Source organism: Streptomyces sp. NPDC048278 (assembly GCF_040652195.1).
Taxonomy (GTDB): domain Bacteria; phylum Actinomycetota; class Actinomycetes; order Streptomycetales; family Streptomycetaceae; genus Streptomyces.
The window spans coordinates 37,719-60,110 of the sequence record NZ_JBEZLP010000022.1 but is presented as its reverse complement, the minus strand read 5'-3'; the positions used below and the strand labels follow the sequence as shown (position 1 = coordinate 60,110).

Annotated in this window: 22 protein-coding genes; 14 read left to right on the top strand and 8 right to left on the bottom strand. The window is 71.2% G+C overall.

Features of this window, described 5'->3' with window-relative positions:
* Positions 1-32: 32 nt before the first annotated feature.
* Both AB0D74_RS31805 and AB0D74_RS31800 read right to left on the bottom strand, forming a co-directional pair.
* Positions 33-1,712, bottom strand: coding sequence for a carbohydrate binding domain-containing protein (locus tag AB0D74_RS31805; RefSeq protein ID WP_362594655.1), 1,680 nt, complete (start codon positions 1,710-1,712; stop codon positions 33-35).
* Between the two features lie 198 nt (positions 1,713-1,910).
* Entirely contained in the window at positions 1,911-3,032 is a 1,122-nt protein-coding gene (locus AB0D74_RS31800) for an ATP-grasp domain-containing protein (protein WP_362594653.1), read from the bottom strand.
* 366 nt (positions 3,033-3,398) lie between these two features.
* Here AB0D74_RS31800 and AB0D74_RS31795 point away from each other — a divergent pair, with 366 nt between their 5' ends.
* Together AB0D74_RS31795 and AB0D74_RS31790 are read left to right on the top strand one after the other, a co-directional pair.
* Positions 3,399-4,304: a metallophosphoesterase gene (locus AB0D74_RS31795; protein ID WP_362594651.1), complete on the top strand. Its 906-nt coding sequence runs from the start codon at positions 3,399-3,401 to the stop codon at positions 4,302-4,304.
* Positions 4,252-4,932 carry a 4'-phosphopantetheinyl transferase superfamily protein gene (locus AB0D74_RS31790; RefSeq protein ID WP_362594649.1) on the top strand — a complete coding sequence of 227 codons (681 nt, stop codon included), beginning with the start codon at positions 4,252-4,254 and terminating at the stop codon, positions 4,930-4,932. Before AB0D74_RS31795 ends, AB0D74_RS31790 begins: the two co-directional genes overlap by 53 nt.
* Positions 4,933-4,945: 13 nt before the next feature.
* On the opposite strand, the gene AB0D74_RS31785 is transcribed toward AB0D74_RS31790, so the two are convergent.
* Complete coding sequence (locus AB0D74_RS31785; RefSeq protein WP_362594835.1) at positions 4,946-5,173, bottom strand: hypothetical protein; 228 nt, start codon at positions 5,171-5,173, stop codon at positions 4,946-4,948.
* Between the two features lie 244 nt (positions 5,174-5,417).
* On the opposite strand from AB0D74_RS31785, the gene AB0D74_RS31780 reads away from it, so the two are divergent.
* Positions 5,418-6,440 (top strand): alpha/beta fold hydrolase, encoded by a 1,023-nt coding sequence (locus AB0D74_RS31780; protein ID WP_362594647.1) that lies wholly within the window; start codon positions 5,418-5,420, stop codon positions 6,438-6,440.
* A gap of 14 nt (positions 6,441-6,454) precedes the next feature.
* Here the strand turns inward: AB0D74_RS31780 and AB0D74_RS31775 are convergent, their stop codons facing one another.
* Positions 6,455-7,018, bottom strand: a complete 564-nt coding sequence (locus tag AB0D74_RS31775; RefSeq protein ID WP_362594833.1) for a toxin-antitoxin system, toxin component — start codon at positions 7,016-7,018, stop codon at positions 6,455-6,457.
* A 116-nt stretch (positions 7,019-7,134) separates the two neighbouring features.
* Entirely contained in the window at positions 7,135-7,791 is a 657-nt protein-coding gene (locus AB0D74_RS31770) for a helix-turn-helix transcriptional regulator (protein ID WP_362594645.1), read from the bottom strand.
* Positions 7,792-8,041: 250 nt separating this feature from the next.
* Between AB0D74_RS31770 and AB0D74_RS31765 the strand changes: the two genes are divergently transcribed.
* Positions 8,042-8,710: a hypothetical protein gene (locus AB0D74_RS31765; protein WP_362594643.1), complete on the top strand. Its 669-nt coding sequence runs from the start codon at positions 8,042-8,044 to the stop codon at positions 8,708-8,710.
* Positions 8,711-8,807: 97 nt separating this feature from the next.
* Here the strand turns inward: AB0D74_RS31765 and AB0D74_RS31760 are convergent, their stop codons facing one another.
* Both AB0D74_RS31760 and AB0D74_RS31755 read right to left on the bottom strand, forming a co-directional pair.
* Entirely contained in the window at positions 8,808-9,587 is a 780-nt protein-coding gene (locus AB0D74_RS31760; RefSeq protein WP_362594641.1) for a cache domain-containing protein, read from the bottom strand.
* Between the two features lie 46 nt (positions 9,588-9,633).
* The gene (locus AB0D74_RS31755; RefSeq protein WP_362594639.1) at positions 9,634-10,374 is read right to left on the bottom strand and encodes a GntR family transcriptional regulator; all 741 of its coding nucleotides are present in this window, start codon (positions 10,372-10,374) and stop codon (positions 9,634-9,636) included.
* 123 nt (positions 10,375-10,497) lie between these two features.
* On the opposite strand from AB0D74_RS31755, the gene AB0D74_RS31750 reads away from it, so the two are divergent.
* Genes AB0D74_RS31750 through AB0D74_RS31735 form a run of 4 tightly spaced genes read left to right on the top strand, consistent with a single transcriptional unit; the run spans position 10,498 to position 14,460 of the window.
* Positions 10,498-11,529: an ABC transporter ATP-binding protein gene (locus AB0D74_RS31750; protein ID WP_362594637.1), complete on the top strand. Its 1,032-nt coding sequence runs from the start codon at positions 10,498-10,500 to the stop codon at positions 11,527-11,529.
* Between the two features lie 29 nt (positions 11,530-11,558).
* On the top strand, positions 11,559-12,749 hold the full coding sequence (locus AB0D74_RS31745) for an ABC transporter substrate-binding protein (protein WP_362594635.1): 1,191 nt from the start codon (positions 11,559-11,561) through the stop codon (positions 12,747-12,749).
* Positions 12,750-12,752: 3 nt separating this feature from the next.
* The gene (locus AB0D74_RS31740) at positions 12,753-13,616 is read left to right on the top strand and encodes an ABC transporter permease (protein ID WP_362594633.1); all 864 of its coding nucleotides are present in this window, start codon (positions 12,753-12,755) and stop codon (positions 13,614-13,616) included.
* A 28-nt stretch (positions 13,617-13,644) separates the two neighbouring features.
* Complete coding sequence (locus AB0D74_RS31735) at positions 13,645-14,460, top strand: ABC transporter permease (protein WP_362594831.1); 816 nt, start codon at positions 13,645-13,647, stop codon at positions 14,458-14,460.
* A 74-nt stretch (positions 14,461-14,534) separates the two neighbouring features.
* Here the strand turns inward: AB0D74_RS31735 and AB0D74_RS31730 are convergent, their stop codons facing one another.
* On the bottom strand, positions 14,535-15,278 hold the full coding sequence (locus tag AB0D74_RS31730; protein WP_362594631.1) for an SDR family oxidoreductase: 744 nt from the start codon (positions 15,276-15,278) through the stop codon (positions 14,535-14,537).
* Positions 15,279-15,377: 99 nt separating this feature from the next.
* On the opposite strand from AB0D74_RS31730, the gene AB0D74_RS31725 reads away from it, so the two are divergent.
* The 6 genes from AB0D74_RS31725 to AB0D74_RS31700 all read left to right on the top strand — a co-directional run bounded on the left by AB0D74_RS31725 (position 15,378) and on the right by AB0D74_RS31700 (position 22,390).
* A complete protein-coding gene (locus tag AB0D74_RS31725; protein ID WP_362594629.1) occupies positions 15,378-16,280 on the top strand; it encodes a LysR family transcriptional regulator in 903 nt (300 codons plus the stop codon).
* A gap of 87 nt (positions 16,281-16,367) precedes the next feature.
* On the top strand, positions 16,368-17,363 hold the full coding sequence (locus AB0D74_RS31720) for a LacI family DNA-binding transcriptional regulator (protein WP_362594627.1): 996 nt from the start codon (positions 16,368-16,370) through the stop codon (positions 17,361-17,363).
* A gap of 141 nt (positions 17,364-17,504) precedes the next feature.
* Positions 17,505-18,857, top strand: a complete 1,353-nt coding sequence (locus AB0D74_RS31715; protein ID WP_362594625.1) for an extracellular solute-binding protein — start codon at positions 17,505-17,507, stop codon at positions 18,855-18,857.
* A 5-nt stretch (positions 18,858-18,862) separates the two neighbouring features.
* A complete protein-coding gene (locus tag AB0D74_RS31710) occupies positions 18,863-19,819 on the top strand; it encodes a sugar ABC transporter permease (protein ID WP_362594623.1) in 957 nt (318 codons plus the stop codon).
* Positions 19,816-20,697, top strand: a complete 882-nt coding sequence (locus AB0D74_RS31705; RefSeq protein WP_362594621.1) for a carbohydrate ABC transporter permease — start codon at positions 19,816-19,818, stop codon at positions 20,695-20,697. The genes AB0D74_RS31710 and AB0D74_RS31705 overlap by 4 nt, the downstream gene beginning before the upstream one ends.
* Before the next feature lie 148 nt (positions 20,698-20,845).
* Entirely contained in the window at positions 20,846-22,390 is a 1,545-nt protein-coding gene (locus AB0D74_RS31700) for a glycoside hydrolase family 13 protein (RefSeq protein WP_362594829.1), read from the top strand.
* Positions 22,391-22,392: the final 2 nt, after the last annotated feature.

Here is a 22,392-nt window from a genome sequence, read left to right as displayed (position 1 = left end):
CCCACGCCTCGGCACGCGGCCGGTCCCGATGCTCAGCCGGTGAAGCCGGCCGTGATCGAGGTGAACTGCCAGTCGCTCTGGCTGATCCCGGAGCAGTTGCTCACCACGCCGCCGCCCGCGCAGCCGCGGTCCCGGTTCGCCGCCCAGAACGCGAGCCGGGCGATGTGGTGCGCGTTCCCCCAGTCACGGATCTGCGTCCAGATCGCCGGAGTGGTGTTCTCCTGCTGGTCGGACAGGCCGTTCATGCCGGAGATCCCGATGTGCGCGTAGGCCGTCGCGTCGTCCCAGCCGAACGTGGACTTCAGCTTGGTCTTCAGTCCCTCGGCCGCGGCCACGGTGTTGCCGTACATGTCGGAGCCGCCGCCGAAGTCGAACGGCATGATCGTGAAGACGTCGATGTCGGCGCCGATCGACTGGGCCTGCTCGATCAGCCGGTTGCCGTAGTACGTCGGCCCGGTGGTGGACGTGCCGAACGTGACGATCGTCTTCAGGCCGGGGTTGTTGGCCTTGACCGTCTTCAGGGCGGTCAGGATCCTCGCCTGCACGGCCTCGTTCTCGAACTCGTCGGTGTTCTCGATGTCCATGTCGACCGACTTCAGGCCGTAGGCGCTGACCACCTTCTGGATCGCCCCGGCCAGCGCGCTCGCCGAGGAGCAGTTGGCGCCGAGCTTGCTGCCCTGCCAGCCGCCGAAGGACGGGGTGACGTCACCGCCGGCCGCCCGGATCTGGTTGATCGCGGTCTGGTCGACGCCGCCGGTCAGGGCCCGGCTGCCGTCCCAGGCCGGGTTGCAGCCGCCCGAGTCCAGCACGAAGGCCATGGTGAAGTTCTTGATGCCGGTCGCGTTCATCACGGTCGACGGGCTCGGCGGGTCGCCCCAGCCCTCGTAGAGGTAGGGCGCGGCCTGCTTGAAGCCGGTCCCGCCGCCGCTGCCCGCGCTCGTCGTCACCGACACGGAGTTGGAGGCGGCCGACACGTTCCCGGCCGCGTCCCGTGCCTTCACCGTGAACGTGTACGCCGTACTGGCCGACAGTCCGCTCACCGTGGCGGAGGTCCCGGAGACGCTCGTCGCCAGGGTCGACCCGCGGTAGACGTCGTACGCCGCCACCCCGACGTTGTCGGTCGCGGCCGACCACGACAGGGACACGCTCGACGAGGTCTTCCCGGTGGAGGTCAGGTTCGCCGGCGCGGTGGGCGCCTGGGTGTCGGAACTGCCGCCGGGCCCGTCGAGGCTGATGTCGTCGGCGTAGTACGTCCCCTGGGCGTACCACCCGTGGACATAGATCTGGGCGCTGGTCTGCGAGGCCCCCGTGGTGAAGGAGACCGTCAGCTGGCTGTACTGGGACGCCGAGGTCGTCCAGGTGGACGCGCCCCCGGTCACCCCGAGATAGACGTACGAACCGCGGACCCAGCCGCTGAGCGAGTACGTCGTGTTGGGCTGCACGGCGACGGTCTGCGTGCACTGGGCGTTGTCACTGGCGCTCGCGGCCCCCGCGAGCGCCTTGGACCCGCCGTGCACGGGCGAGGACACGACCGAGCCGAGGTTCCCGGAGCAGGACCACGGCGAGAGGCTCCCCGACTCGAAGCCGGGGTTGGACAGGACGTTGGCCGCCTGCGCGGTACCGGGCAGCGCGATGGCCCCGGCGAGCGCGAGAGCGGCGGACCCGAGCAGGGCGAATATCCGACGTCTGGAACGTCTGAGCGAGTTGCGCACGCGATCTCCCTGAAGGAATGGGGGTGTTCGGGAGTTGCACGAAGGTGCAAGGAGGTGCGCAACAAATTTGGTCTGGACCAATCCACCTGTCAAGAAGGCGAACGTGAATTGGTCCATACCGGTGAGGTGAAACGCGCCCCGAAAGGGGCGCGGGGAACTGCGCGATCAGCCACAACGGACCCGCAGTCGGCCGACAACCTAGAGCGGCAGCACCGCAGCCGCAGCGTCAACCGACTCCACTTCCACGGGCAACGCCGGCGCCAACACCACGTCGGCCTCCTCCCGTGCCGTCGGCACGGACGGCAGTACCGGCTTCGGCCCGGACACCACCGCGTAGTCCTGCCCCAGGAACGGCGGCTCGATCACCCCGGGGTCCTCGCCCAGCGCCAACTGCACGGCCGCCCAAGGCGCGTTGACCCCGCACAGCGACAGCTGGTGCAGCCCGCCCGCCGGCCGCGTGTTCACGTCGAGCAGCACCGGCTGGTCCCCGTACATCCGGAACTGGATGTTGGACAGGTAGTGCAGCCCGAACCCCTCGGCGATGATCCGCGCCGGCTTCAGCCACTGGTCGTCGAGGGTGAACCCGCGCCGACGCCCGTTCTTGGTACGGCCGACGGCCATCCGGAGCTGGTTGTCCGGCCCGGTGAGGCAGTCGACGGACACCTCCGGCTCCTCCAGACGGGGCATCACCAGCCAGTCCACCGGCTGGTCGGCGCGGCGCAGCGCGTCCACGACCAGGTCGAGCTGGACGTACGGACCGGGGAACCCGTTCAGGTGAAAGAGCGAGAAGGGGGCGCGTGTGATCACCCGGAAACCCACGCCACCCGCGCCGGCGGCCGGCTTGAAGCAGGCCTTGTGCCCGCCGGCCTCCAACTCCTCGACCGCGGCGATCAGTTCGTCCGCCGTGCGGACCCGTGACCACGGCGGCACCGGGACGCCCACCGAGCTCACCGCCTCGTACGCGGTCGCCTTGTCCTCGAAGACGGCGGTCGCCTCCGGCGTCGGCGCCAGCAGGGCCGTGCCGATCGCCTCGAAGTCGGCCCGGTGGGCCACGATCGTCGACTGGTGCAGCCGGGGCACGAAGACATCGATGCCACGGCGCTGGCACTGGTCGAGGGCGTACTCGACGTAGGCGGCCGGGGACAGGCCTTCCGGCTCCAGGTCGGCGGTGTCGGCGGCGGCCAGCACGGGGGAGTCGGCGTCACCGTGCGTCGCATGGATCTCGACCGCCCGGTCGCTGGGATTTCTCCGCAGCTGATCCATGAAGAACACGTTCTCCGCGTACGTGCGGTTGAGCCAGACGCGTACGCGAGAGCGCATTAAAGCCGCCTTTCGGGGTTTTCGGGCAGGGCTCAGCGGGCCCGTGCCCGGGCAGGGTGGTTGGAGGGACACCAAACCGCCCTGGGCGAAGGGGCGTTCGTGGCGGTGGTGTTGGGGGGATCATACGGCTTTCGAGGGGCCCCGCGTGCAACGCGAGTGTTACGGATTTCCCCGTACTGTCCACGCGCGTTTTCCTGCACCGTCCGCGCCGGTTTCCTTGACGGCTCCGATCCCGGCCTCGATCCCGCACCGATGCCGCCCCGATCCGATCCCGATCCCGGTCCCGCGCCCGGCGGGGTGCCCTTGTTCCCGGCCCCCGAAGTGTGTTGTGGTGGGGGCCGACGACATGATCGGAAGGGGTGCGCGGTGGAGTCCACGGCCGGTGCCGGGCAGTTGCTGGCCATCAGCGACCTGCACATCTCGTACCCGGAGAACCGCGAGCTCGTCGAGAAGATGCGTCCGGAGACGGACGAGGACTGGCTGATTGTCGCCGGTGACGTCGCGGAGACCGTCGCGGACATCCGCTGGGTGCTTCAGACCCTGGCCGGCCGCTTCCGTAAGGTGCTGTGGGCGCCCGGCAACCACGACCTGTGGACCCACCCCAAGGACCCGGTCACCCTGCGCGGAGTCGCCCGCTACGAGCACCTCGTCGGCCTCTGCCGCGAACTGGGCGTGCTCACCCCCGAGGACCCCTACCCCGTCTGGGAGGGCCCGGGCGGCCCGGTCGCCGTGGCACCGCTGTTCCTGCTGTACGACTACTCCTTCCTGCCGGCCGGCTGCACCACCAAGGAGGAGGGCCTCGCCTACGCGCACGGCACCGGCATCGTCTGCAACGACGAGTACCTGCTGCACCCCGACCCCTACCCGACCCGCGAGGACTGGTGCCGGGCCCGGGTGGAGGAGACCGAGCGCAGGCTCGCCGAACTGCCCGAGGAACTGCCCACCGTGCTGGCCGGGCACTACCCGCTGGACCGGCACCCCACGGACGTGCTCTGGTACCCGGAGTTCGCCATGTGGTGCGGCACCACCCGGACCGCGGACTGGCACCGCCGGTTCCGCGTCGCCACCATGGTCTACGGCCATCTGCACATCCCCCGGACCACCTGGCTCGACGGGGTCCGCTTCGAAGAGGTCTCCGTGGGATACCCCCGCGAGTGGCGCAAGCGGTCCGGGGACCCGGGCAGGCTGCGCCGCATTCTGCCGATGGAGGTCGGAACCGGTGATCGAGGAGCTGCTCCCGGAGTCGGTGGTGGCCGTGGAGATGCTCGGTGACGAGGCGATCCGCGAGGCCCCGCTCTACCCCGAGGAGGCGGCGCTGGTCGCCCGCGCCGTGCCCAAGCGCCGCCGCGAGTTCGCCGCCGTCCGCGCCTGCGCCCGCAGCGCCATGGAGAAGCTCGGAGTCCCGCCGCAGCCCGTCGTGAGCGGTGCGCGCGGCGCCCCGCAGTGGCCGGACGGGCTGGTCGGCAGCATGACCCACTGTGAGGGCTACTGCGCCGCCGCGCTGGTCCGCGCCACCGACCTGGCCTCCCTCGGCATCGACGCCGAACCGCACGCCGCGCTCCCCGAGGGCGTCGCCGAGGCCGTCCTGCTGCCCGCCGAGCGGGAGCGGCTCGGCCTGCTCGCGGCCGAACGGCCCGGCGTGCACTGGGACCGGCTGCTGTTCAGCGCCAAGGAATCCGTCTACAAGGCGTGGTTCCCTCTCACCGGGAAGTGGCTGGACTTCATGGAGGCCGACATAGAGCTCGTCCCGGAGCCCGGTGAACGGCCGCACGGCCTCCTGCGCGCCCGCCTGCTGGTCCCCGGACCGGTGCTCGGCGGGCGGCGCCTGGAGGTCTTCGAGGGCCGCTGGAGCGTGGGGTACGGCATGCTCACCTCGGCCGTGGTCGTGCCGCACCCCTGACACGCCGCCGGAGTCAGGTGGGTGGGCACCAGTCGTGCAGCAGCTGGAAGAACGCCTCCTCGTTGCCCGTCAGGCCGGCGCCGGCCAGGGCCTGTTCGGCCTCGGCGAGCACGGCGGGCGGCACCACGAAGGGGCGCGGGGCGTCGGGCGGCCCGTCGAAGGCCGCGCGCACGGTGTGCAGCAGCCGCAGATAGGCCTGGACGGCGGCGCGTTCACGGTCGGTCAGTACGGCGGTGTGCATCGGTCGGCTCTCCCCGTCGGTCGTCGTGGTCACGCGCCCGGACGGCGCGGGCACACCGGGTGTACGGTGCGCACCCCCCAGCTTGCCGGTCGCCACTGACAACGCCCCCGTGCCGGGCTCCGGTTCGCTCGCTTAGCCGAGGCGAAACCTCACCGAAACGCCCTGGGGAAATGTCTTCCTACCCTGGAAGGAGTGGATTCCGGCCGGGCCTGGCAGGCCCGGGGACAGCGGGGGAGGCCCAGCCGTGCCAGAAGCGGTGCCCAGCCGTCCGCAGCGCGCCGCGCACCTGCGCCCGGTGGGCGACGGCGAACTGGAGGCGCGCCACCGGGTCGTGCACGGCTACCGGCGCGCCTACCGCATCGCCGGTGACGGACCCGCCCTCGTCCTCATCCACGGCATCGGGGACTCCTCGGCGACCTGGGCACGCCTCATCCCCGACCTCGCCCGCACCCACACCGTGATCGCCCCTGACCTGCTCGGCCACGGCGAGTCGGACAAACCGCGAGCCGACTACTCGGTCGCCGCCTACGCCAACGGGGTGCGGGACCTGCTGACCACCCTGGGCATCGAGTCCGCGACCCTCGTCGGGCACTCGCTCGGCGGCGGCGTCGCGATGCAGTTCGCCTACCAGTTCCCCGAGCGCACCGAGCGGCTCATCCTGGTGAGCGCGGGCGGGGTGGGCCGCGAGGTCAACCCGGTGCTCCGGCTCGTCTCGCTCCCCGGCGCCCATCTGCTGCTGTCCGCGCTGCGGCTGCCCGGCATGCGGCTCCAAGTGGGCCTGGCCGTACGCCTGCTGAGGCTTCTGGACACCGGCCTCGGCCAGGACGCCCCGGAACTGCTCACCCTGGTCGACGCGCTCCCCGACGAGACCTCCCGCAACGCCTTCGTCCGCACCCTGCGCGCGGTCGTCGACTGGCGCGGCCAGGTCGTCACCATGCTGGACCGCTGCTACCTCACCGAGGGCATGCCGACCATGCTCCTGTGGGGCGACCGTGACAGCGTGGTCCCGGTCCGGCACGCCCACCGCGCCCTGGAGGCGATGCCCGGCGCCCGGCTGGAGATCTTCGAGGGTGCAGGGCACTTCCCGTTCCACGCCGACCCGGCCCGGTTCGTCGCCCTGGTGCAGGAGTTCACGGCGGGTACCGCCCCGGCGGACTGGAGCCGCGAGCACTGGCGCGCCCTGCTCCTCGACGGCCGCCCCGGCACCGGCCACGACCCTGCCGAGCAGCAGGACCTGCGCGAGGCGAGCGAACGCAGCGCCACCTGAGCCGGCGCCGCGTGTCACCTGCCCAGGTACCCCAGCGAGGCCTCGATGCGGCCCGCCACGTCGTGCCGTCGCACCGGCCCGCGCAGCGCCGAACCCGCGAGCCGGGTACGGCACTTGCTGGCCAGCAGCAGCCCGAAGGTCTCCGCGTCCCGCTCCTCGGCCCGGTCGAAGCGGGTGCGCGCGGCCACCCGCTGGACGGCGGCCTCCAGCGCGGCCCGGTCGGCCTCGCCGCCCGCGTCGGAACCGGTGCCGGTGGCCGCGCCGAGGAGCCGCGCGGCCACCCCGACCCCGTCCATGTCGTGGCCGCAGTGCTCGGCGTGCATGTGCCACAGTTCGTGGCCGAGGATCACCAGCTGGTGGTCGGGCACGGTGCGTTCCTCGACGACGACCAGGTCGCGGTCGGCCAGGTCGAGCCAGAGCCCGCTGGCCGTGCCGGGCGGGAAGACGGCCGTACGGAACTGGACGGGGCGGCCCCGGCGGCGGCCCAGGGCGTCGCACAGCGCCCGGTACAGCTCCTGCGGCGGGGCGGGGGTGGGCAGGGTCAGTTCCCCGACCAGCTCACCGCTCAGCCGGCGCATGTCCCTGCCGATGCCCACTGTCCTCCCTCGGCTCACGACTGGCGGCTCACGACCGGTGGCTCACGACTGCCAGCTCACGACTGTCGGCTCACGATTGGCGGCTTACGACTGCCGGCTCACGACGCGGGCCGTTTGACGCTCTCCAGGAGCATGTCCAGCCATTCCGCGACCTTGTCCCGGTGCTGGTCGGTGGGCAGCTGGGCGGCCCGCCAGGCGATACCGCGCACCCCGTGGTCCTGGAGCAGCCGTTCCAGCGGGTCCTCGGCCGCCTCCGCCGCGGCCCGCTCCCGGTCGGCCAGCTTCTGCAACAGCTCCTGCTCGACGCGCTGCAGGGCACCGGCGAGCGCCTCGGGGTCCTCGGCGGTGAGGAACCCCGCGTGCACGCGGAAGAAGCGCTGGAGGGCGTCACAGTGCTCCATGGTCGGCCGCCGGTCACCGTTGATGAGGGCGCCGGCCTGCTGCCGGGACATCCCGGCGCCGTCGGCGATCTCCTGCTGGGTGTGCTTGCGGCCGTTCGGCTTGAGCCGGGTGCGGCGCAGCAGGTCGAGGCGTTGCAGGAAGCGGGCCTGGACGTCGGGCTCGCCCGCCGGGCGGCCGGTCAGCAGGGCCCGGACCACGGGCTCGGGAACACCTGAGGCGTGGGAGAGCCGTCCGACGTGGAGGACCTCGGCGTGCGGGACCCCGAGCCGGTCGGCGAGCGCGGTGACGCGGGCGACGGCGGCCGGCAGCTGGGCGGTCGCCGCGGCGCCCGGATCCTCGTAGCCATCCGTCACCGACAGAACTCCTACGTCTCTCAGGGGAATCACGGGCTTCTCACAAGGTGTCCCGGAAATCTCCGGCACTCGCGCGAACCCCCCGGAGAGTAGCGGGTCGTTCGAACTCACATCCAGGTCTCGCCACAACTGTGGCCAATTTCGGACGTCAACAGGCATGAAATGCCACGATAGTTGACATGACTCAGGGTGGGGCAGCAGGATCACATCGCCGCGAGAAGGCCGCATAGGCAAGAGGGGTGACCTCCCGATGGCATATCAGGCAGGTGGGCGGCGGCCGGCGCCGCGGCCCGTCCCCGAGAGCCTTGAGGCCCAGGCGTACCTCCAGGACTACGCGCTGCTGCTGGACGCCGTTCCCTTCCCGTCCCTGGTGGTGGACCACCGCTGGGACGTGGTGCTGGCCAACGACGCGTTCGAGACACTTTTCCGGGCCGTCGCCCCGCATCCCACCGCGATGCCCGGCGACAACTTCCTGCGCTTCGTCCTGTTCCACCCGGACGCCGGCGCGGTCCTCGGCGGCCACGAGGCGGGCTGGTGCCTGCCGCTGCTCGCGCAGTTCAAGACCGCCCTGGAGAGCTACGGCCACGACCACGAACTCCAGGCGATCCGCCGGGAGATCGCCCAGGACCCCATCATGGAGGCCGCCTTCCGGCAGGGCCTGCCGCACTGGCTGCGTGCGGTCGGCGAGGACGGCGCGCAGCTCGACGGAGCGGTCCGGACGCTGCTGCACCCGGACCCGCGGCTGGGCGCCACCGAGTGCCGGGTCGTCGGCGAGACCCCCAAGACCCTTCAGGACATGGGCTACGCGCGTTACACCCTGGTGCTGCGCGCCGCCCCCCGCCCCGCCGCCCCGCGCCGCTCCCGGCGGCCCGGCGGCCTGGGCGCCCATCTGACCGTCGTCCCGGCCCCCGAAGGCTGACCCGGCACCGTCGGCGTTCAGGTCGCCGACGGCGCCGGGCCGGACGCCGGCCCCGTCCCGGCGGCTCGGCCCGCGCTCGGCCCCGTCCCGTCCCGCGTCAGCCGCCCGCCACGACCAGGACCAGCGGCACGCCCCGGCACGGCACCAGCCGCAGCCCGCCGAACGCGCCCGGCCGGCCGCTCTCCAGCACCGCCGAGAAGTCCGGCCCCCTGTCCAGCGAACCGGCCAGCCGGGCCGGGTCCGCCGACGCCGCCACCCGGCCGCGGGCGTTGACCAGCCGCGCGGGTCCGGGCAGCTCGCGCAGCAACGGCAGCGCAGCCGCCTCGAAGTGCCGCAGGTACACGTCGGCGGCGGCCACGCCGAGGAACCGGCCGCCCACCTCCACCGGCGCGGACAGCGTGAGGCTGTACTCGTCCGAACAGAGGTAGTCCACGTACGGCCCGGCCACCGCCCGCCGCCCGGTGTCCCGGGGCAGCGCGAACCAGTCCCAGTGCGTGTAGTCGGAGTAGGCCGAGGTGCGCGGGTCCAGGTCGAGGAGGAGCGGCCGTACGTCCCCGGACGCGTCGCTCTGCCACCACTCCAGCCAGGCCGGGACGTCGGCCAGTGTCCCGGGCGCGGCCACGAACCCGACGCCGGAGACCAACTCCTGCCGGGTCAGGCGCAGATGAAGGCCGGGACGGAGTGCGGCGAGGTCGGCGGTCACCGGCCGGCGGTCCTCGGCGGCCACCCGGGCCAGCAGCGCGGCCGTGTCGGCGCGGGTGGCCGCCACGGCGTCGAACACCGCTTCCAGGGCGTGCCCGACCCGCGCGGCCACGTACTCCTCGGCGGCGTCGAGCGTGGCCGCCGCCGGACCGGAGGGGGCGGTGCTGCGGCTCATGGTGTCCTCCGGCGGACGGGGGAGCGAGTGCGCGGGAACGGCGCGGCTACAGGGCCAGCCGCAGGGCGATGAGCCGTGCCGTCGAGTCCCGTACGCACCGCTCGGCCAGCTCCCTGGCCGATGTGTGCGCCCCATCCTGCACGGCCGAGATTACGGACCGGTGACGGTCCGCCACCTCTTCACGATATTCGTCGTCCCCCAGCACAAGGCAGAGCAGCGCACCGATCTCCGCCTGCAGCGCGACCTGTTCCCGGGTGAGCCGGGCCGACTGCGCGGCGGCGGCCAGCTCCACGTGGAAGCGGCCGTACACCCGGCTGCGCGTCGCCGCGTCCGGCGCCCCGCGCAACTCCTCGGTGGTCCGGCGGAGCTGGTCGAGGTCGTGGTCCTCGGTGCGCTGCGCGGCGAGGTCGGCGGCGGTGCCCGACAGGGCCGCCCAGTGGTCGCCGAGGTCGCGCAGCTCCTCGGGGCTCCAGCCGCGCAGCCGGGCCGTGAGCCGCTCCCGGTCGGGCACCTCGGGGGAGGCGACGAAGCTGCCGCCGCCCCGGCCCCGGCGGGTGACCACCAGGCCCCGCTGGCGCAGGGCCATCAGCGCCTCCCGCAGGGTCACCGTGGAGACCCCGAGCTGTCCGGCGAGTTCGGTCTCGCCCGGCAGCTGCTCCCCGTCGGAGAGCAGGCCGAGCTCGATGGCGTCGCCGATCCGGCGGACCACGGCGTCGACCCGGGCCCCGCTGTCCACCGGGGCGAAGACGGCCTTTCGGGCGCCGCCCACCGTCTGGTGCTGTCTCACGGCCCACCACCCTATGCGTTGACCCAACCTTTACCTCGGAAGGGTCTTGAGCTTTGAACTATGGCTTCATATCTTTCCGGTCACCAGGTGCAACGCACGAGAACGGCAGAGAGGTTCCCGCCCATGGAGGCCAGCGCGATCCGGTTGCGGGATCTGCGGAAGTCGTTCGGCGACACGAGCGCCGTGGCCGGGGTCGACCTGGACATCCGCGACGGCGAGTTCTTCTCGATGCTCGGCCCCTCCGGCTCCGGCAAGACCACCGTGCTCCGCCTGATCGCCGGCTTCGAGACCCCCACCTCGGGCACGATCGAACTCGCCGGGCAGGACGTCACCCGCCGCGCCCCCTTCGAACGGGACGTGCACACCGTCTTCCAGGACTACGCCCTGTTCCCGCACATGACCGTCGAGCAGAACGTCGCCTACTCCCTCAAGGTCCGCGGCGTCCCCAAGGCCGAACGCCTGGTCCGCGCCCGCAAGGCCCTCGCCGAGGTCCGCCTCGACGGCTACGGCACCCGCCGCCCGTCCCAGCTCTCCGGCGGCCAGCGCCAGCGCGTCGCCCTCGCCCGCGCCCTCGTCGGACGCCCCCGCGTCCTGCTCCTCGACGAACCCCTCGGCGCCCTCGACCTCAAGCTGCGCGAGCAGATGCAGATCGAACTCAAGGCCCTGCAACGCGAGGTCGGCATCACCTTCGTCTTCGTCACCCACGACCAGGAGGAGGCCCTGACCATGAGCGACCGCGTCGCCGTCTTCCACCGGGGCCGCATCGAACAGGTCGGCGCCCCCGCCGAGATCTACGAACGCCCCGAGACCTCGTTCGTCGCCTCCTTCGTCGGCACCTCCAACCTGCTCACCGGCGAGGCCGCCCTGCGCGTCCTCGGCGAGAACGGCACCCACAGCGTCCGCCCGGAGAAGATCCGGGTCCTCGGCGAGACGGCCGAACCGGACCCGGAAGGGCACGTCGGCGCCCTCGGCACCGTCGCCGAGGTGGTCTACGTCGGCGACGCCACCCGCTTCCTCGTCGACCTGGACGGCGGCGGCCGGCTCACCGCGCTCCAGCAGAACCTCGACACCTCCGCCGAGGACGTCGCCGCCTACCGAGGCACCCGCGTCCGGCTGCGCTGGCAGCGCCGGCACACCGTCCACGTCCCCGACTGACCCGCCGTCCCTCACGTATGGAGTACGCCGTGCGCCTCACCCGACCCCTCACCGCGACCGCGGTCGCCGCGCTGCTGCTGGCCGCCTCCGCCTGCGGCTCCTCCGGCTCCGGCTCCTCGACCGGCCTCAACCCGCCCGACCTCGAACCCCTCGCGAAACTCGGCAAGTCCGAGGGCGAGGTCAACCTGATCGCCTGGGCCGGGTACGTCGAGGACGGATCCGACGACCCCAAGGTCGACTGGGTCACCGACTTCGAGAAGCAGACCGGCTGCCAGGTCAACTCCAAGGTCGCCGCCAGCTCCGACGAGATGGTCAAACTGATGAAGACCGGCCAGTACGACGCCGTCTCCGCCTCCGGCGACGCCTCCCTGCGCCTGATCGCCTCCGGCGACGCGGCCCCGGTCAACACCAAGCTCGTACCGAACTACAAGGACGTCTACAGCGGCCTGAAGAACGGCGCCTGGAACTCGGTCAAGGGCCAGATGTACGGCATCCCGCACGGCCGCGGCGCCAACCTGCTGATGTACAACACCCAGAAGGTGAGCCCCGCGCCCACCTCCTGGTCGGCCGTCTTCGACGACGCGTCCAAGTACAAGGGCCATGTCACCGCCTACGACTCGCCGATCTACATCGCCGACGCGGCGCTCTACCTCAAGGCCACCAAGCCCGAGTTGAAGATCAAGGACCCCTACGCGCTCGACCAGAAGCAGTTCGACGCGGCCGTCGCCCTGCTCAAGCAGCAGAACGCGGACATCGGCGAGTACTGGAGCGACTACCTCAAGGAGATCTCCGCCTTCAAGAGCGGCGACTCCGTCATCGGCACCAGCTGGCAGGTCATCGCCAACCTCGCCGCCGACGAGGGCGCCGAGGTGAAGGCCTTCGTGCCCAAGGAGGGTTCGACCGGCTGGTCCGACACCTGGATGGTCTCCGCCAAGGCCAAGCACCCCGACTGTGCCTACCAGTGGCTGAACTGGATCGTCTCCCCGAAGGTCAACGCCGAGGTCGCCGAGTACTTCGGCGAGGCCCCCGCCAACGCCAAGGCCTGCGCCCTGACCGCCGACAAGAACTTCTGCACGACCTACCACGCGGCCGACGAGAGCTACTGGAAGAACATCGCCTTCTGGAACACGCCCATCGAGCAGTGCCTGGACGGCCGCACCGACGTCACGTGCGTGCCGTACGCCAAGTGGGTGCAGGCCTGGACCGAGATCAAGGGCTGACCCATGGCCCTGTTCACCCGGACCGCGGGGGCGCTGTACCGGCGCCCCCGGCTCCGCCTCGCCCTGCTGCTGACCGCCCCGCTGCTGTGGCTCGCCGTGCTCTACCTCGGCTCGCTGGCCGTGCTGTTCGTCTCCGCGTTCTGGACGACGGACTCCTTCACCTCCGAGGTCGTCAAGGTCTGGTCGACCGACAACTTCCACGAGCTGTTCACGACCCCGGTGTTCCGGCAGGTGATCCTGCGCAGCGTCGGCGTCGCCCTCGCGGTGACCGCCCTGTGCGCGGTGCTCGCCTTCCCGGTCGCCTTCTACACCGCCCGGATCGCCAAGCCCAGCCGGCGCCCGCTGCTCGTGGTCGCCATCCTCACGCCGCTGTGGGCGAGTTACCTGGTCAAGGTGTACGCGTGGCGGCTGATCCTGTCGGAGGGCGGGCTCGCCGACTGGCTGCTCAAGCCCTTCGGGCTCAGCGGGCCCGGCTTCGGCCTCCCGGCCACCGTGCTGACCCTGACCTACCTGTGGCTGCCGTACATGATCCTGCCGATCCACACCGCGCTGGAGCAGCTGCCCGACAACCTCCTCGACGCGTCGGCGGACCTGGGCGCCCGCGCCGGGCGGACCCTCCGGTCCGTGGTGCTGCCGATGGTGCTGCCGTCGGTCGCCGCCGGATCGGTGTTCACGTTCTCGCTCAGCCTCGGCGACTACATCACCGTGCAGATCGTCGGCGGCAAGACCCAGCTCATCGGCAACCTCGTCTACGCCAACATCGAACTCAACCTGCCCATGGCCGCCGCCCTCGCCACCGTCCCGGTCGTCGTCATCGTGCTGTACCTGCTGGCGATGCGGCGGACGGGGGCGTTGAGCAGCCTCTGACACCAGGGTGCTACGTCACATGTCACACATGACACTCTCCCGCCCCGCGCGCATCGCCGTCCGCCTCGCCGCCGCCCTCGGCTTCGCGGTGATCTACGTCCCCCTCCTCCTCGTCCTCGTCAACTCCCTCAACCCCGACCGCAGCGCGAGCTGGCCCCCGCCCGGCCTGACCACCCGCTGGTGGTCGGCCGCCTGGCACAGCTCCGGCGCCCGCGACGCCCTGTGGACCTCGGTGAAGGCCGGGCTCGGCGCCACCGCGATCGCGCTGGTGCTCGGCACGCTGATCGCCTTCGCGGTCGCCCGGTACCGCTTCTTCGGCCGGGACGCCCTGTCCTTCGTGGTCGTCCTGCCGATCGCGCTGCCCGGCATCGTCACCGGCATCGCCCTCAACTCGGCCTTCAGCACGGTCCTGGAGCCGCTCGGCGTCGGACTCGGCCTGTTCACCGTGGTCGTCGGACACGCCACCTTCTGCGTGGTGATCGTCTTCAACAACGTCGTCGCCCGGCTGCGCCGTACCTCGGGCACCTACGAGGAGGCCGCCGCCGACCTGGGCGCCGACACCTTCCGGGCCTTCGTCGACGTCACCTTCCCGCTGGTGCGCTCGGCGCTGCTCGCGGGCGGACTGCTCGCCTTCGCCCTCTCCTTCGACGAGATCGTCGTCACCACCTTCACCGCCGGCCCGGGCGTCCAGACCCTGCCCCTGTGGATCTTCGACAACATGACCCGCCCACAGCAGGCGCCGGTGGTCAACGTGGTGGCGGCCGTACTCGTGCTGCTCTCCGTCGTCCCCATCTACCTCGCGCAACGGCTTTCGGCGGACACGGCGACCGGCAGCCGGGTCTGACACGGGCCCTCCACGCCTGCCCCGCCCCTTGCCGGCGCGGTCCGAACGACCGGCGAACCCGCGCGGTCAGAGCGCTAGAGTTGCGACGCCCCTCCGTCGACAGGGAACTCCGTTCCCGTCGAGAAGGTCGCACCGAACGCCAAGTAGGCCACCGCGGCGGCCACTTCCTCGGACATCCCCAGCCGCTGCATGGGGATGGTGCTCCGGTAGGTGTCCTTCATCGTCTCGACGACGTCGGCGGGCAGGGAGCGGTCCAGGATGCCGCTGTCGATCGGGCCGGGGCTCACGGCGTTGACGCGCACCTTGCGCGGCAGCAACTCGCGGGCCAGGGTGCGTGTCATCGACCGCAGGGCCGCCTTGCTCGCCGAGTAGACACTGAGCGCGTCGAGGCCCAGGACGTTCACCACCGACGTGGTGAGGACCACGCCGCTTCCCTCGCGCAGAAGCGGCGCCAACGCCTGCACCGTGAAGTACGGGCCCTTGGTGTTGATGCCGAACACGGCGTCGTACATCTCCTCGGTCGTCGCGTCGAACGGCGCGGAGGCAGTGACCGCGGCGTTGACGAACAGTGCGTCCACGGCGCCGAAGTGCTCCCTGACCGTGTCGGCCAGTGCCTCGATGTCCTTCAGGTCGGCGGCGTCGCTGCGCACGGCGACCGCCTTGTCCCCCAACTGCTCCAGCGCGGTGTCCAGGGTGGACCGGGTGCGGCCGGTGATCAGTACGTGCGCCCCGCCGTCCGCGAACAACCGGGCCGTCGTCAGGCCGATACCGCTGCTTCCCCCGGTGATCACGATCTTCTTGCCGTCATAAGTGCTCATGCCCCCAACCCAAATATCCACCCGTACCCCCTGTCCAAGACCTGTTCCGCATGCCGCCATGTCCCGGGCGTATGACGACACGCGACGTACGCTGGGCGAATGGACGTCGATCTGCGGCTCGTGCGCTATTTCACGGTCGTGGCGGAGTACGGCAACTTCGGCCGGGCCGCCACCAGGCTGCACCTGGCGCAGCCGTCGCTGAGCCGTCAGATCCAGCGGCTGGAGGCCCAGCTCGGTGTCCGGCTCTTCGACCGTTCGCCGCAGGGCAGCAGCCTCACCGACGCCGGTCGGGCATTCCTGCCCAGGGCCCGGATCCTCCTCCAGGAGGCCGAGCGCGCCGCTCGCACGGCCAGGGCAGCCGCCCAGCCCCGCACCGTCACCATCGGCTACGCCGAAGGACTGGTCATCACCGCCTGGGTGCAGGAACTGCGCCGCCGGCACCCTGACGCCCAGGTCCGCACCCGGCACCTCGACTGGCGGGACGCGCGCGCCCTCGCCGAGGGGCGGGTCGACGCCCTCGTCGCGTACAGGCCGCTGTCCTTCCCCACGGACGGCCTTCGGGTGACCGAGCTCCATGAGGAACCGCGGGTCCTCGTCACGTCGGCCGGACATCGTCTGGCGAGGGAGAAGGCCGTCAGCCTGCGGACTCTGTCGGCCGAGGAACTCGTGGCCTGCGTCAGCACTCCGGTTCTCTGGAGCACGCCCAGGCCGGTCGGCGACCGCCCGGCACCGCCCCCGCCGGCGATCGACGACAGCTTCGAGGACAAGCTGGAACTCATCGCCACCGGCCACTGCGTCGCGATCCTCCCTGCGGGCGACCGACGAGCCGCCGTGCGCGAGGACATCGCCCTGGTGCCGGTCATCGACATCGATCCGTGCGAGCTCGTACTCGTCACGCGCGCAGACGACCCCAACCCGCTGCTCGGACCACTGGAAGACGTCGCACGTGCATGGCTCGGCACGACCTCCCGAGGGGAGAACAGCGGACTGCGGGTCGACTGACCCCCACTGCCCCTGCGAGGTGTTCCCTCCTCCGGCTCCTCGTCCCTTACGCAAACAGCTTGCGTAACTTGCGCTACCCTTGCGTCCATGACGCGACGACTTGCGGAAGTAGCCAAGAAGGTCGGGGTCAGCGAGGCCACGGTCAGCCGGGTGCTCAACGGCAAGCCAGGGGTCTCCGAGGCCACCCGGCAGGCGGTGCTCTCGGCCCTGGACGTGCTCGGCTACGAGCGCCCCACCCAACTGCGCGGTGAACGCGCCCGGCTCGTCGGTCTGGTCCTGCCCGAGCTGCAGAACCCCATCTTCCCGGCGTTCGCCGAAGTCATCGGCGGCGCCCTGGCCCAGCTCGGGCTCACCCCGGTGCTGTGCACACAGACCAAGGGCGGGGTCTCCGAGGCGGACTACGTGGAGCTGCTGCTGCAACAGCAGGTCTCCGGCGTGGTGTTCGCCGGCGGGCTCTACGCCCAGGCCGACGCGCCGCACGACCACTACCGGCTGCTCGCCGACCGCAACATCCCGGTGGTGCTGGTCAACGCGGCCATCGAGCACCTCGGCTTCCCGGGCGTGTCCTGCGACGACGCGGTGGCGGTGGAGCAGGCCTGGCGGCACCTCGCCTCGCTGGGCCACGAGCGCATCGGCCTGGTCCTGGGTCCCGGCGACCACGTGCCCTCGGCCCGGAAGCTGGCGGCGGCGCGGGCGATCGGCGACGTGCCCGACGAGTTCGTGGCACGGGCGATCTTCTCCATCGAGGGCGGCCATGCGGCGGCGTCCCGGCTGATCGACCGCGGTGTCACCGGCATCATCTGCGCCAGCGACCCGCTCGCCCTGGGCGCCGTCCGGGCGGCCCGCCGCAAGGGGTACGAGGTGCCCTCCCGGGTCTCGGTCGTCGGCTACGACGACTCGGCGTTCATGAACTGCACCGAGCCCCCGCTCACCACCGTCCGGCAGCCCATCGAGGCCATGGGCCGGGCCGCCGTCGAACTCCTCAACGCGCAGATCGGCGGCACGGCCGTACCGGCGGAGGAGCTGCTGTTCGAGCCCGAGCTGGTCGTCAGGGGGTCGACCGCGCAAGCGCCGAAAGCCTGAGGCCCAGGAGATCCCCTCCTCTGTCGAATAATTACAGATTCTGCGTGACATCTTGCGCGGCGGTGCTGCCGGTGCTTGAGTGTGCGGCGCCCACCGGTCCCGGTGCGGCGCCCAACTGCTCCTGTTCTGGGGGGTCCACCGATGTCCAGCACCGGGTTCCGCCGTGCTCTCGTCGCGTTCGGCGTCTGTTCCTCACTCGCGCTCTCCGCCACCGCCTGCGGGTCGGGCGACTCCGACGCGGGCAGCGGCAAGACGCGCATCACCGTCAACTGCGAGCCGCCGAAGAGCGCCAAGGTCGACCGGTCGTTCTTCGACCAGGACATCGCCGACTTCGAGAAGAAGAACCCGGACATCGACGTCGTCGCGCACGACGCGTTCCCCTGCCAGGACCCGAAGACCTTCGACGCCAAGCTCGCCGGCGGCCAGATGGAGGACGTGTTCTACACGTACTTCACCGACGCCAGGCACGTCGTCGACATCAACCAGGCGGCCGACCTCACGCCGTACCTCAAGGAACTGAAGAGCTACGACACCATCCAGCAGCAGCTGCGGGACATCTACACCGTCGACGGCAAGGTCTACGGCATCCCGCGCACCGGCTACTCGATGGGCCTGATCTACAACCGCAAGCTCTTCCAGCAGGCCGGTCTCGACCCCGACCAGCCGCCGACGACCTGGGACGAGGTCCGCGCCGACGCCAAGAAGATCGCCGCGCTCGGCAACGGCACCGTCGGGTACGCCGACTACAGCGCGCAGAACCAGGGCGGCTGGCACTTCACCGCGGAGCTGTACGCGCAGGGCGGAGACGTGGTGTCCGCCGACGGCAAGTCGGCGACCGTCGACACCCCCGAGGGCCACGCGGTCCTGCAGAACCTGCACGACATGCGCTGGACCGACGACTCGATGGGCAGCAAGCAGCTCCTCATCATCAACGACGTCCAGCAGATGATGGGTTCGGGCAAGCTCGGCATGTACCTCTCGGCGCCGGACAACATCCCGATCCTGGTGAAGGAGAAGGGCGGCAACTACAAGGACCTCGCCCTCGGCCCGATGCCCGGCGGCAAGGGCACGCTCATCGGCGGCGACGGCTACATGTTCAACAAGAAGGACACCCCGGCCCAGATCCGCGCCGGCCTCAAGTGGCTCGACTCCATGTTCCTCACCCCCGGTGACGGCTTCCTCGGCGACTACGCCCGCGCCAAGAAGAACAACGCGCCCGTCGGCCTGCCCGAGCCGCGCCTGTTCACCGGCGCCGCCGACGCCAAGGACCAGGCGGTCAAGAAGGCCAACGCCAACGTGCCGGTGGAGAACTACCAGGCGTTCCTCGACGGCAACCAGTCCCTGCAGATGAAGATCGAGCCGCCGGACGCCCAGCAGATCTACTCCGTCCTCGACGGCACCGTCTCCGCGGTCCTCACCAAGAAGGACGCCGACATCGACCAGCTCCTCAAGGACGCCAACGACAAGATCGACGGCATCCTGGCCCGGGGCTGACCGCGATGACCAAGACGGCCGAGCGCCGACCCGCCCCCGCGGCGGTCGGCGCCCGACAGGCCCCGGCGCCGCCCCCGGCAGGGGACCGGAGGCGGCGCCGGTTCACCGACCAGGCCCGTGCCTACGGCTTCCTGCTCGGCGGACTGATCTGCTTCGCCCTGTTCTCCTGGTACCCGGCGATCCGCGCCGTGGTGATCTCCTTCCAGAAGTACACGCCGGGCTCGTCCGCCGAGTGGGTCGGCACCGCCAACTTCACCCGTGTCCTGCACGACCCCGAGTTCTCGGCGGCCTGGCGCAACACCCTCACCTTCACGCTGCTGGCCCTGCTGATCGGCTTCGCGATCCCGTTCGTCCTCGCCCTGGTCCTCAACGAACTCCGGCACGCGAAGGCGTTCTTCCGGGTCGTGGTCTACCTCCCGGTGATGATCCCGCCGGTGGTCAGCGCCCTGCTGTGGAAGTGGTTCTACGACCCCGGGGCGGGCCTCGCCAACGAGACGCTGCGCTTCCTGCACCTGCCCACCTCGAACTGGACCAACGGCACCGGCACCGCGCTGATCTCCCTGGTGATCGTGGCCACCTGGGCCAACATGGGCGGCACCGTCCTGATCTACCTGGCCGCCCTCCAGTCCATCCCCGGCGAGCTGTACGAGGCCGCCGAACTCGACGGCGCGAACCTCCTCCAACGCGTCCGGCACGTGACGATCCCCCAGACCCGCTTCGTCATCCTCATGCTGATGCTCCTTCAGATCATCGCCACCATGCAGGTGTTCACCGAGCCGTTCGTCATCACGGGCGGCGGCCCGGAGAACGCCACGGTCACCGTGCTCTACCTGATCTACAAGTACGCCTTCCTCTACAACGACTTCGGCGGCGCCTGCGCGCTCAGCGTGATGCTCCTGGTGCTGCTCGGCACCTTCTCCGCCGTGTACCTGCGGCTGACCCGGTCCGGGGAGGACGGATGAGCAGCGCGACCCGCACCCTGATCTCCCCGGCGACGCTGGCCCGTCCGCGCGGGAAGGCGGTCTACTGGACGGTCTTCACCGGGGTGGTCGTCCTCTTCGCCCTCGCCTTCCTGTTCCCCGTGTACTGGATGGTGACCGGGGCGATGAAGTCCCCGGACGAGATCGCCCGGACCCCGCCCACCGTCATCCCCGAGCACTGGCACCTGTCCGGCTACACCGACGCCTGGGACCTGATGCAGCTCCCGGAGCACCTGTGGAACACGGTCGTGCAGGCGGCCGGCGCCTGGGCCTTCCAGCTGGTGTTCTGCACGGCCGCCGCCTACGCCCTGTCGAAGCTGAAGCCGGCCTTCGGCAAGGTGGTCCTCGGCGGCATCCTGGCCACCCTGATGGTGCCGGCCCAGGCCCTGGTCGTGCCCAAGTACCTGACCGTCGCCGACCTGCCGCTCCTCCACACCAGCCTGCTCAACGACCCGCTCGGCATCTGGCTGCCGGCCGTAGCCAACGCCTTCAACCTGTACCTGCTCAAGCGGTTCTTCGACCAGCTGCCCCGCGACGTGCTGGAGGCCGCCGAGATCGACGGCGCCGGGAAGCTGCGCATCCTGTGGTCCGTGGTCCTGCCCATGTCCCGCCCGGTCCTCGGCGTCGTGTCGATCTTCGCCCTGGTCGCGGTCTGGCAGGACTTCCTGTGGCCGCTGATGGTCTTCTCCGACACGGACAAGCAGCCCATCAGCGTGGCCCTGGTCCAGCTGTCGCAGAACATCCAGCTCACCGTGCTCATCGCCGCCATGGTGATCGCCAGCATCCCGATGGTCGCGCTGTTCCTCGTCTTCCAGCGGCACATCATCGCCGGGATCAGCGCGGGCAGCACCAAGGGCTGACGGCCCTTCCTCCGACAGAAAGGTTCGCCCAGTGGGACAGCCCAGCCATGCCCCGAAGGACCACGAGGACCACGAGGACCGTGAGGACCGTGAGGACTATGAGGACCACGCGGACCGCGACTGGTGGCGTTCGGCCGTCATCTACCAGGTGTACGTGCGCAGCTTCGCCGACAGCGACGGCGACGGCACCGGCGACCTCGCGGGCGTCCGCGCCAGGCTGCCGTACCTCGCCGAACTCGGCGTCGACGCGCTGTGGTTCAGCCCCTGGTACCCGTCACCCATGAAGGACGGCGGATACGACGTCGCCGACTACCGGGCCATCGACCCGGCCTTCGGCACCCTCGCCGAGGCCGAGAAACTCATCGCGGAAGCCAGGGAGCTGGGCATCCGGACGATCGTCGACATCGTCCCCAACCACGTCTCCGACCAGCACCCCTGGTTCCGGGCGGCGCTGGCCGCCGGTCCCGGCAGCCCGGAGCGTGAGCTGTTCCACTTCCGCCCCGGCCGCGGCCCGAACGGCGACCTCCCGCCCAACGACTGGCCCTCGCAGTTCGTCGGCTCCACCGAACCGGTCTGGACCCGGCTGCCCGACGGCGAGTGGTACCTCCACCTCTTCACGCCCGAACAGCCCGACCTCAACTGGGCCCACCCGGCCGTCCACCAGGAGCACGAGGACATCCTGCGCTTCTGGTTCGAGCGGGGCGTCGCGGGCGTCCGCATCGACTCGGCCGCCCTGCTCGCCAAGGACCCGGACCTGCCCGACCTGGCCTCGCACCCGCACCCCCACCCCTTCGTCGACCGCGACGAACTCCACGACGTCTACCGCTCCTGGCGCGCGGTCGCCGACGCCTACGACGGTGTCTTCGTCGGCGAGGTCTGGCTCCCCGACGCCGAACGCTTCGCCCGCTACCTGCGCCCCGACGAACTCCACACCGCCTTCAACTTCTCCTTCCTGTCCTGCCCCTGGGACGCGGCCCGGCTGCGGACCTCGATCGACACCACCCTCGCCGAGCACGCCCCGGTCGGTGCCCCCGCCACCTGGGTGCTGTGCAACCACGACGTGACCCGCACCGCCACCCGGTACGGTCGTGAGGACACCGCCTTCGACTTCGCGGCCAAGGCGTTCGGCACCCCGACCGACCCGGAGCTGGGGAAGCGCCGGGCCCGCGCCGCCGCCCTGCTCTCCCTGGCCCTGCCCGGCGCGGTCTACATCTACCAGGGCGAGGAACTGGGCCTGCCCGAGGCCGACATCCCGCGCGACCGCATCCAGGACCCGATGTATTTCCGGTCGGGTGGCACCGACCCCGGCAGGGACGGCTGCCGGGTGCCGCTGCCCTGGGCGGCCGGGGCGCCGTACGCGGGCTTCGGCTCGCGGGAGGAGCCGTGGCTGCCGCAGCCGGCCGGCTGGCCGTCGTACGCCGTCGACCGCCAGCGGGACGACCCCGACTCCATGCTCGTCCTCTACCGGCGCGCCGTCGCCCTTCGCCCGCGCTTCGGCGACGGCCCGCTGACCTGGCTGGCCGCCCCCGAGGGCGTGCTCGCCTTCACCCGCGCCGACGGTGTGACGTGCGTGGTCAACCTGGGCGCCACCCCCGCCGAACTCCCCGCCCACTCCGAACTCCTGCTCACCAGCGGCCCGTTGGACGACGAGGGCCGGCTGCCGCAGGACACGGCGGCCTGGCTGGCGGACTGAGC

Bases quoted from the DNA above. Each gene is read 5' to 3' on its own strand.
- AB0D74_RS31800 (WP_362594653.1), bottom strand. From the start codon at position 3,032: ATGCGCTCTCGCGTACGCGTCTGGCTCAACCGCACGTACGCGGAGAAC.
- AB0D74_RS31785 (WP_362594835.1), bottom strand. From the start codon at position 5,173: ATGCACACCGCCGTACTGACCGACCGTGAACGCGCCGCCGTCCAGGCC.
- AB0D74_RS31775 (WP_362594833.1), bottom strand. From the start codon at position 7,018: ATGCGCCGGCTGAGCGGTGAGCTGGTCGGGGAACTGACCCTGCCCACC.
- AB0D74_RS31765 (WP_362594643.1), top strand. From the start codon at position 8,042: ATGGCATATCAGGCAGGTGGGCGGCGGCCGGCGCCGCGGCCCGTCCCC.
- AB0D74_RS31760 (WP_362594641.1), bottom strand. From the start codon at position 9,587: ATGAGCCGCAGCACCGCCCCCTCCGGTCCGGCGGCGGCCACGCTCGAC.
- AB0D74_RS31750 (WP_362594637.1), top strand. From the start codon at position 10,498: ATGGAGGCCAGCGCGATCCGGTTGCGGGATCTGCGGAAGTCGTTCGGC.
- AB0D74_RS31740 (WP_362594633.1), top strand. From the start codon at position 12,753: ATGGCCCTGTTCACCCGGACCGCGGGGGCGCTGTACCGGCGCCCCCGG.
- AB0D74_RS31735 (WP_362594831.1), top strand. From the start codon at position 13,645: ATGACACTCTCCCGCCCCGCGCGCATCGCCGTCCGCCTCGCCGCCGCC.
- AB0D74_RS31730 (WP_362594631.1), bottom strand. From the start codon at position 15,278: ATGAGCACTTATGACGGCAAGAAGATCGTGATCACCGGGGGAAGCAGC.
- AB0D74_RS31725 (WP_362594629.1), top strand. From the start codon at position 15,378: ATGGACGTCGATCTGCGGCTCGTGCGCTATTTCACGGTCGTGGCGGAG.
- AB0D74_RS31720 (WP_362594627.1), top strand. From the start codon at position 16,368: ATGACGCGACGACTTGCGGAAGTAGCCAAGAAGGTCGGGGTCAGCGAG.
- AB0D74_RS31715 (WP_362594625.1), top strand. From the start codon at position 17,505: ATGTCCAGCACCGGGTTCCGCCGTGCTCTCGTCGCGTTCGGCGTCTGT.
- AB0D74_RS31710 (WP_362594623.1), top strand. From the start codon at position 18,863: ATGACCAAGACGGCCGAGCGCCGACCCGCCCCCGCGGCGGTCGGCGCC.
- AB0D74_RS31705 (WP_362594621.1), top strand. From the start codon at position 19,816: ATGAGCAGCGCGACCCGCACCCTGATCTCCCCGGCGACGCTGGCCCGT.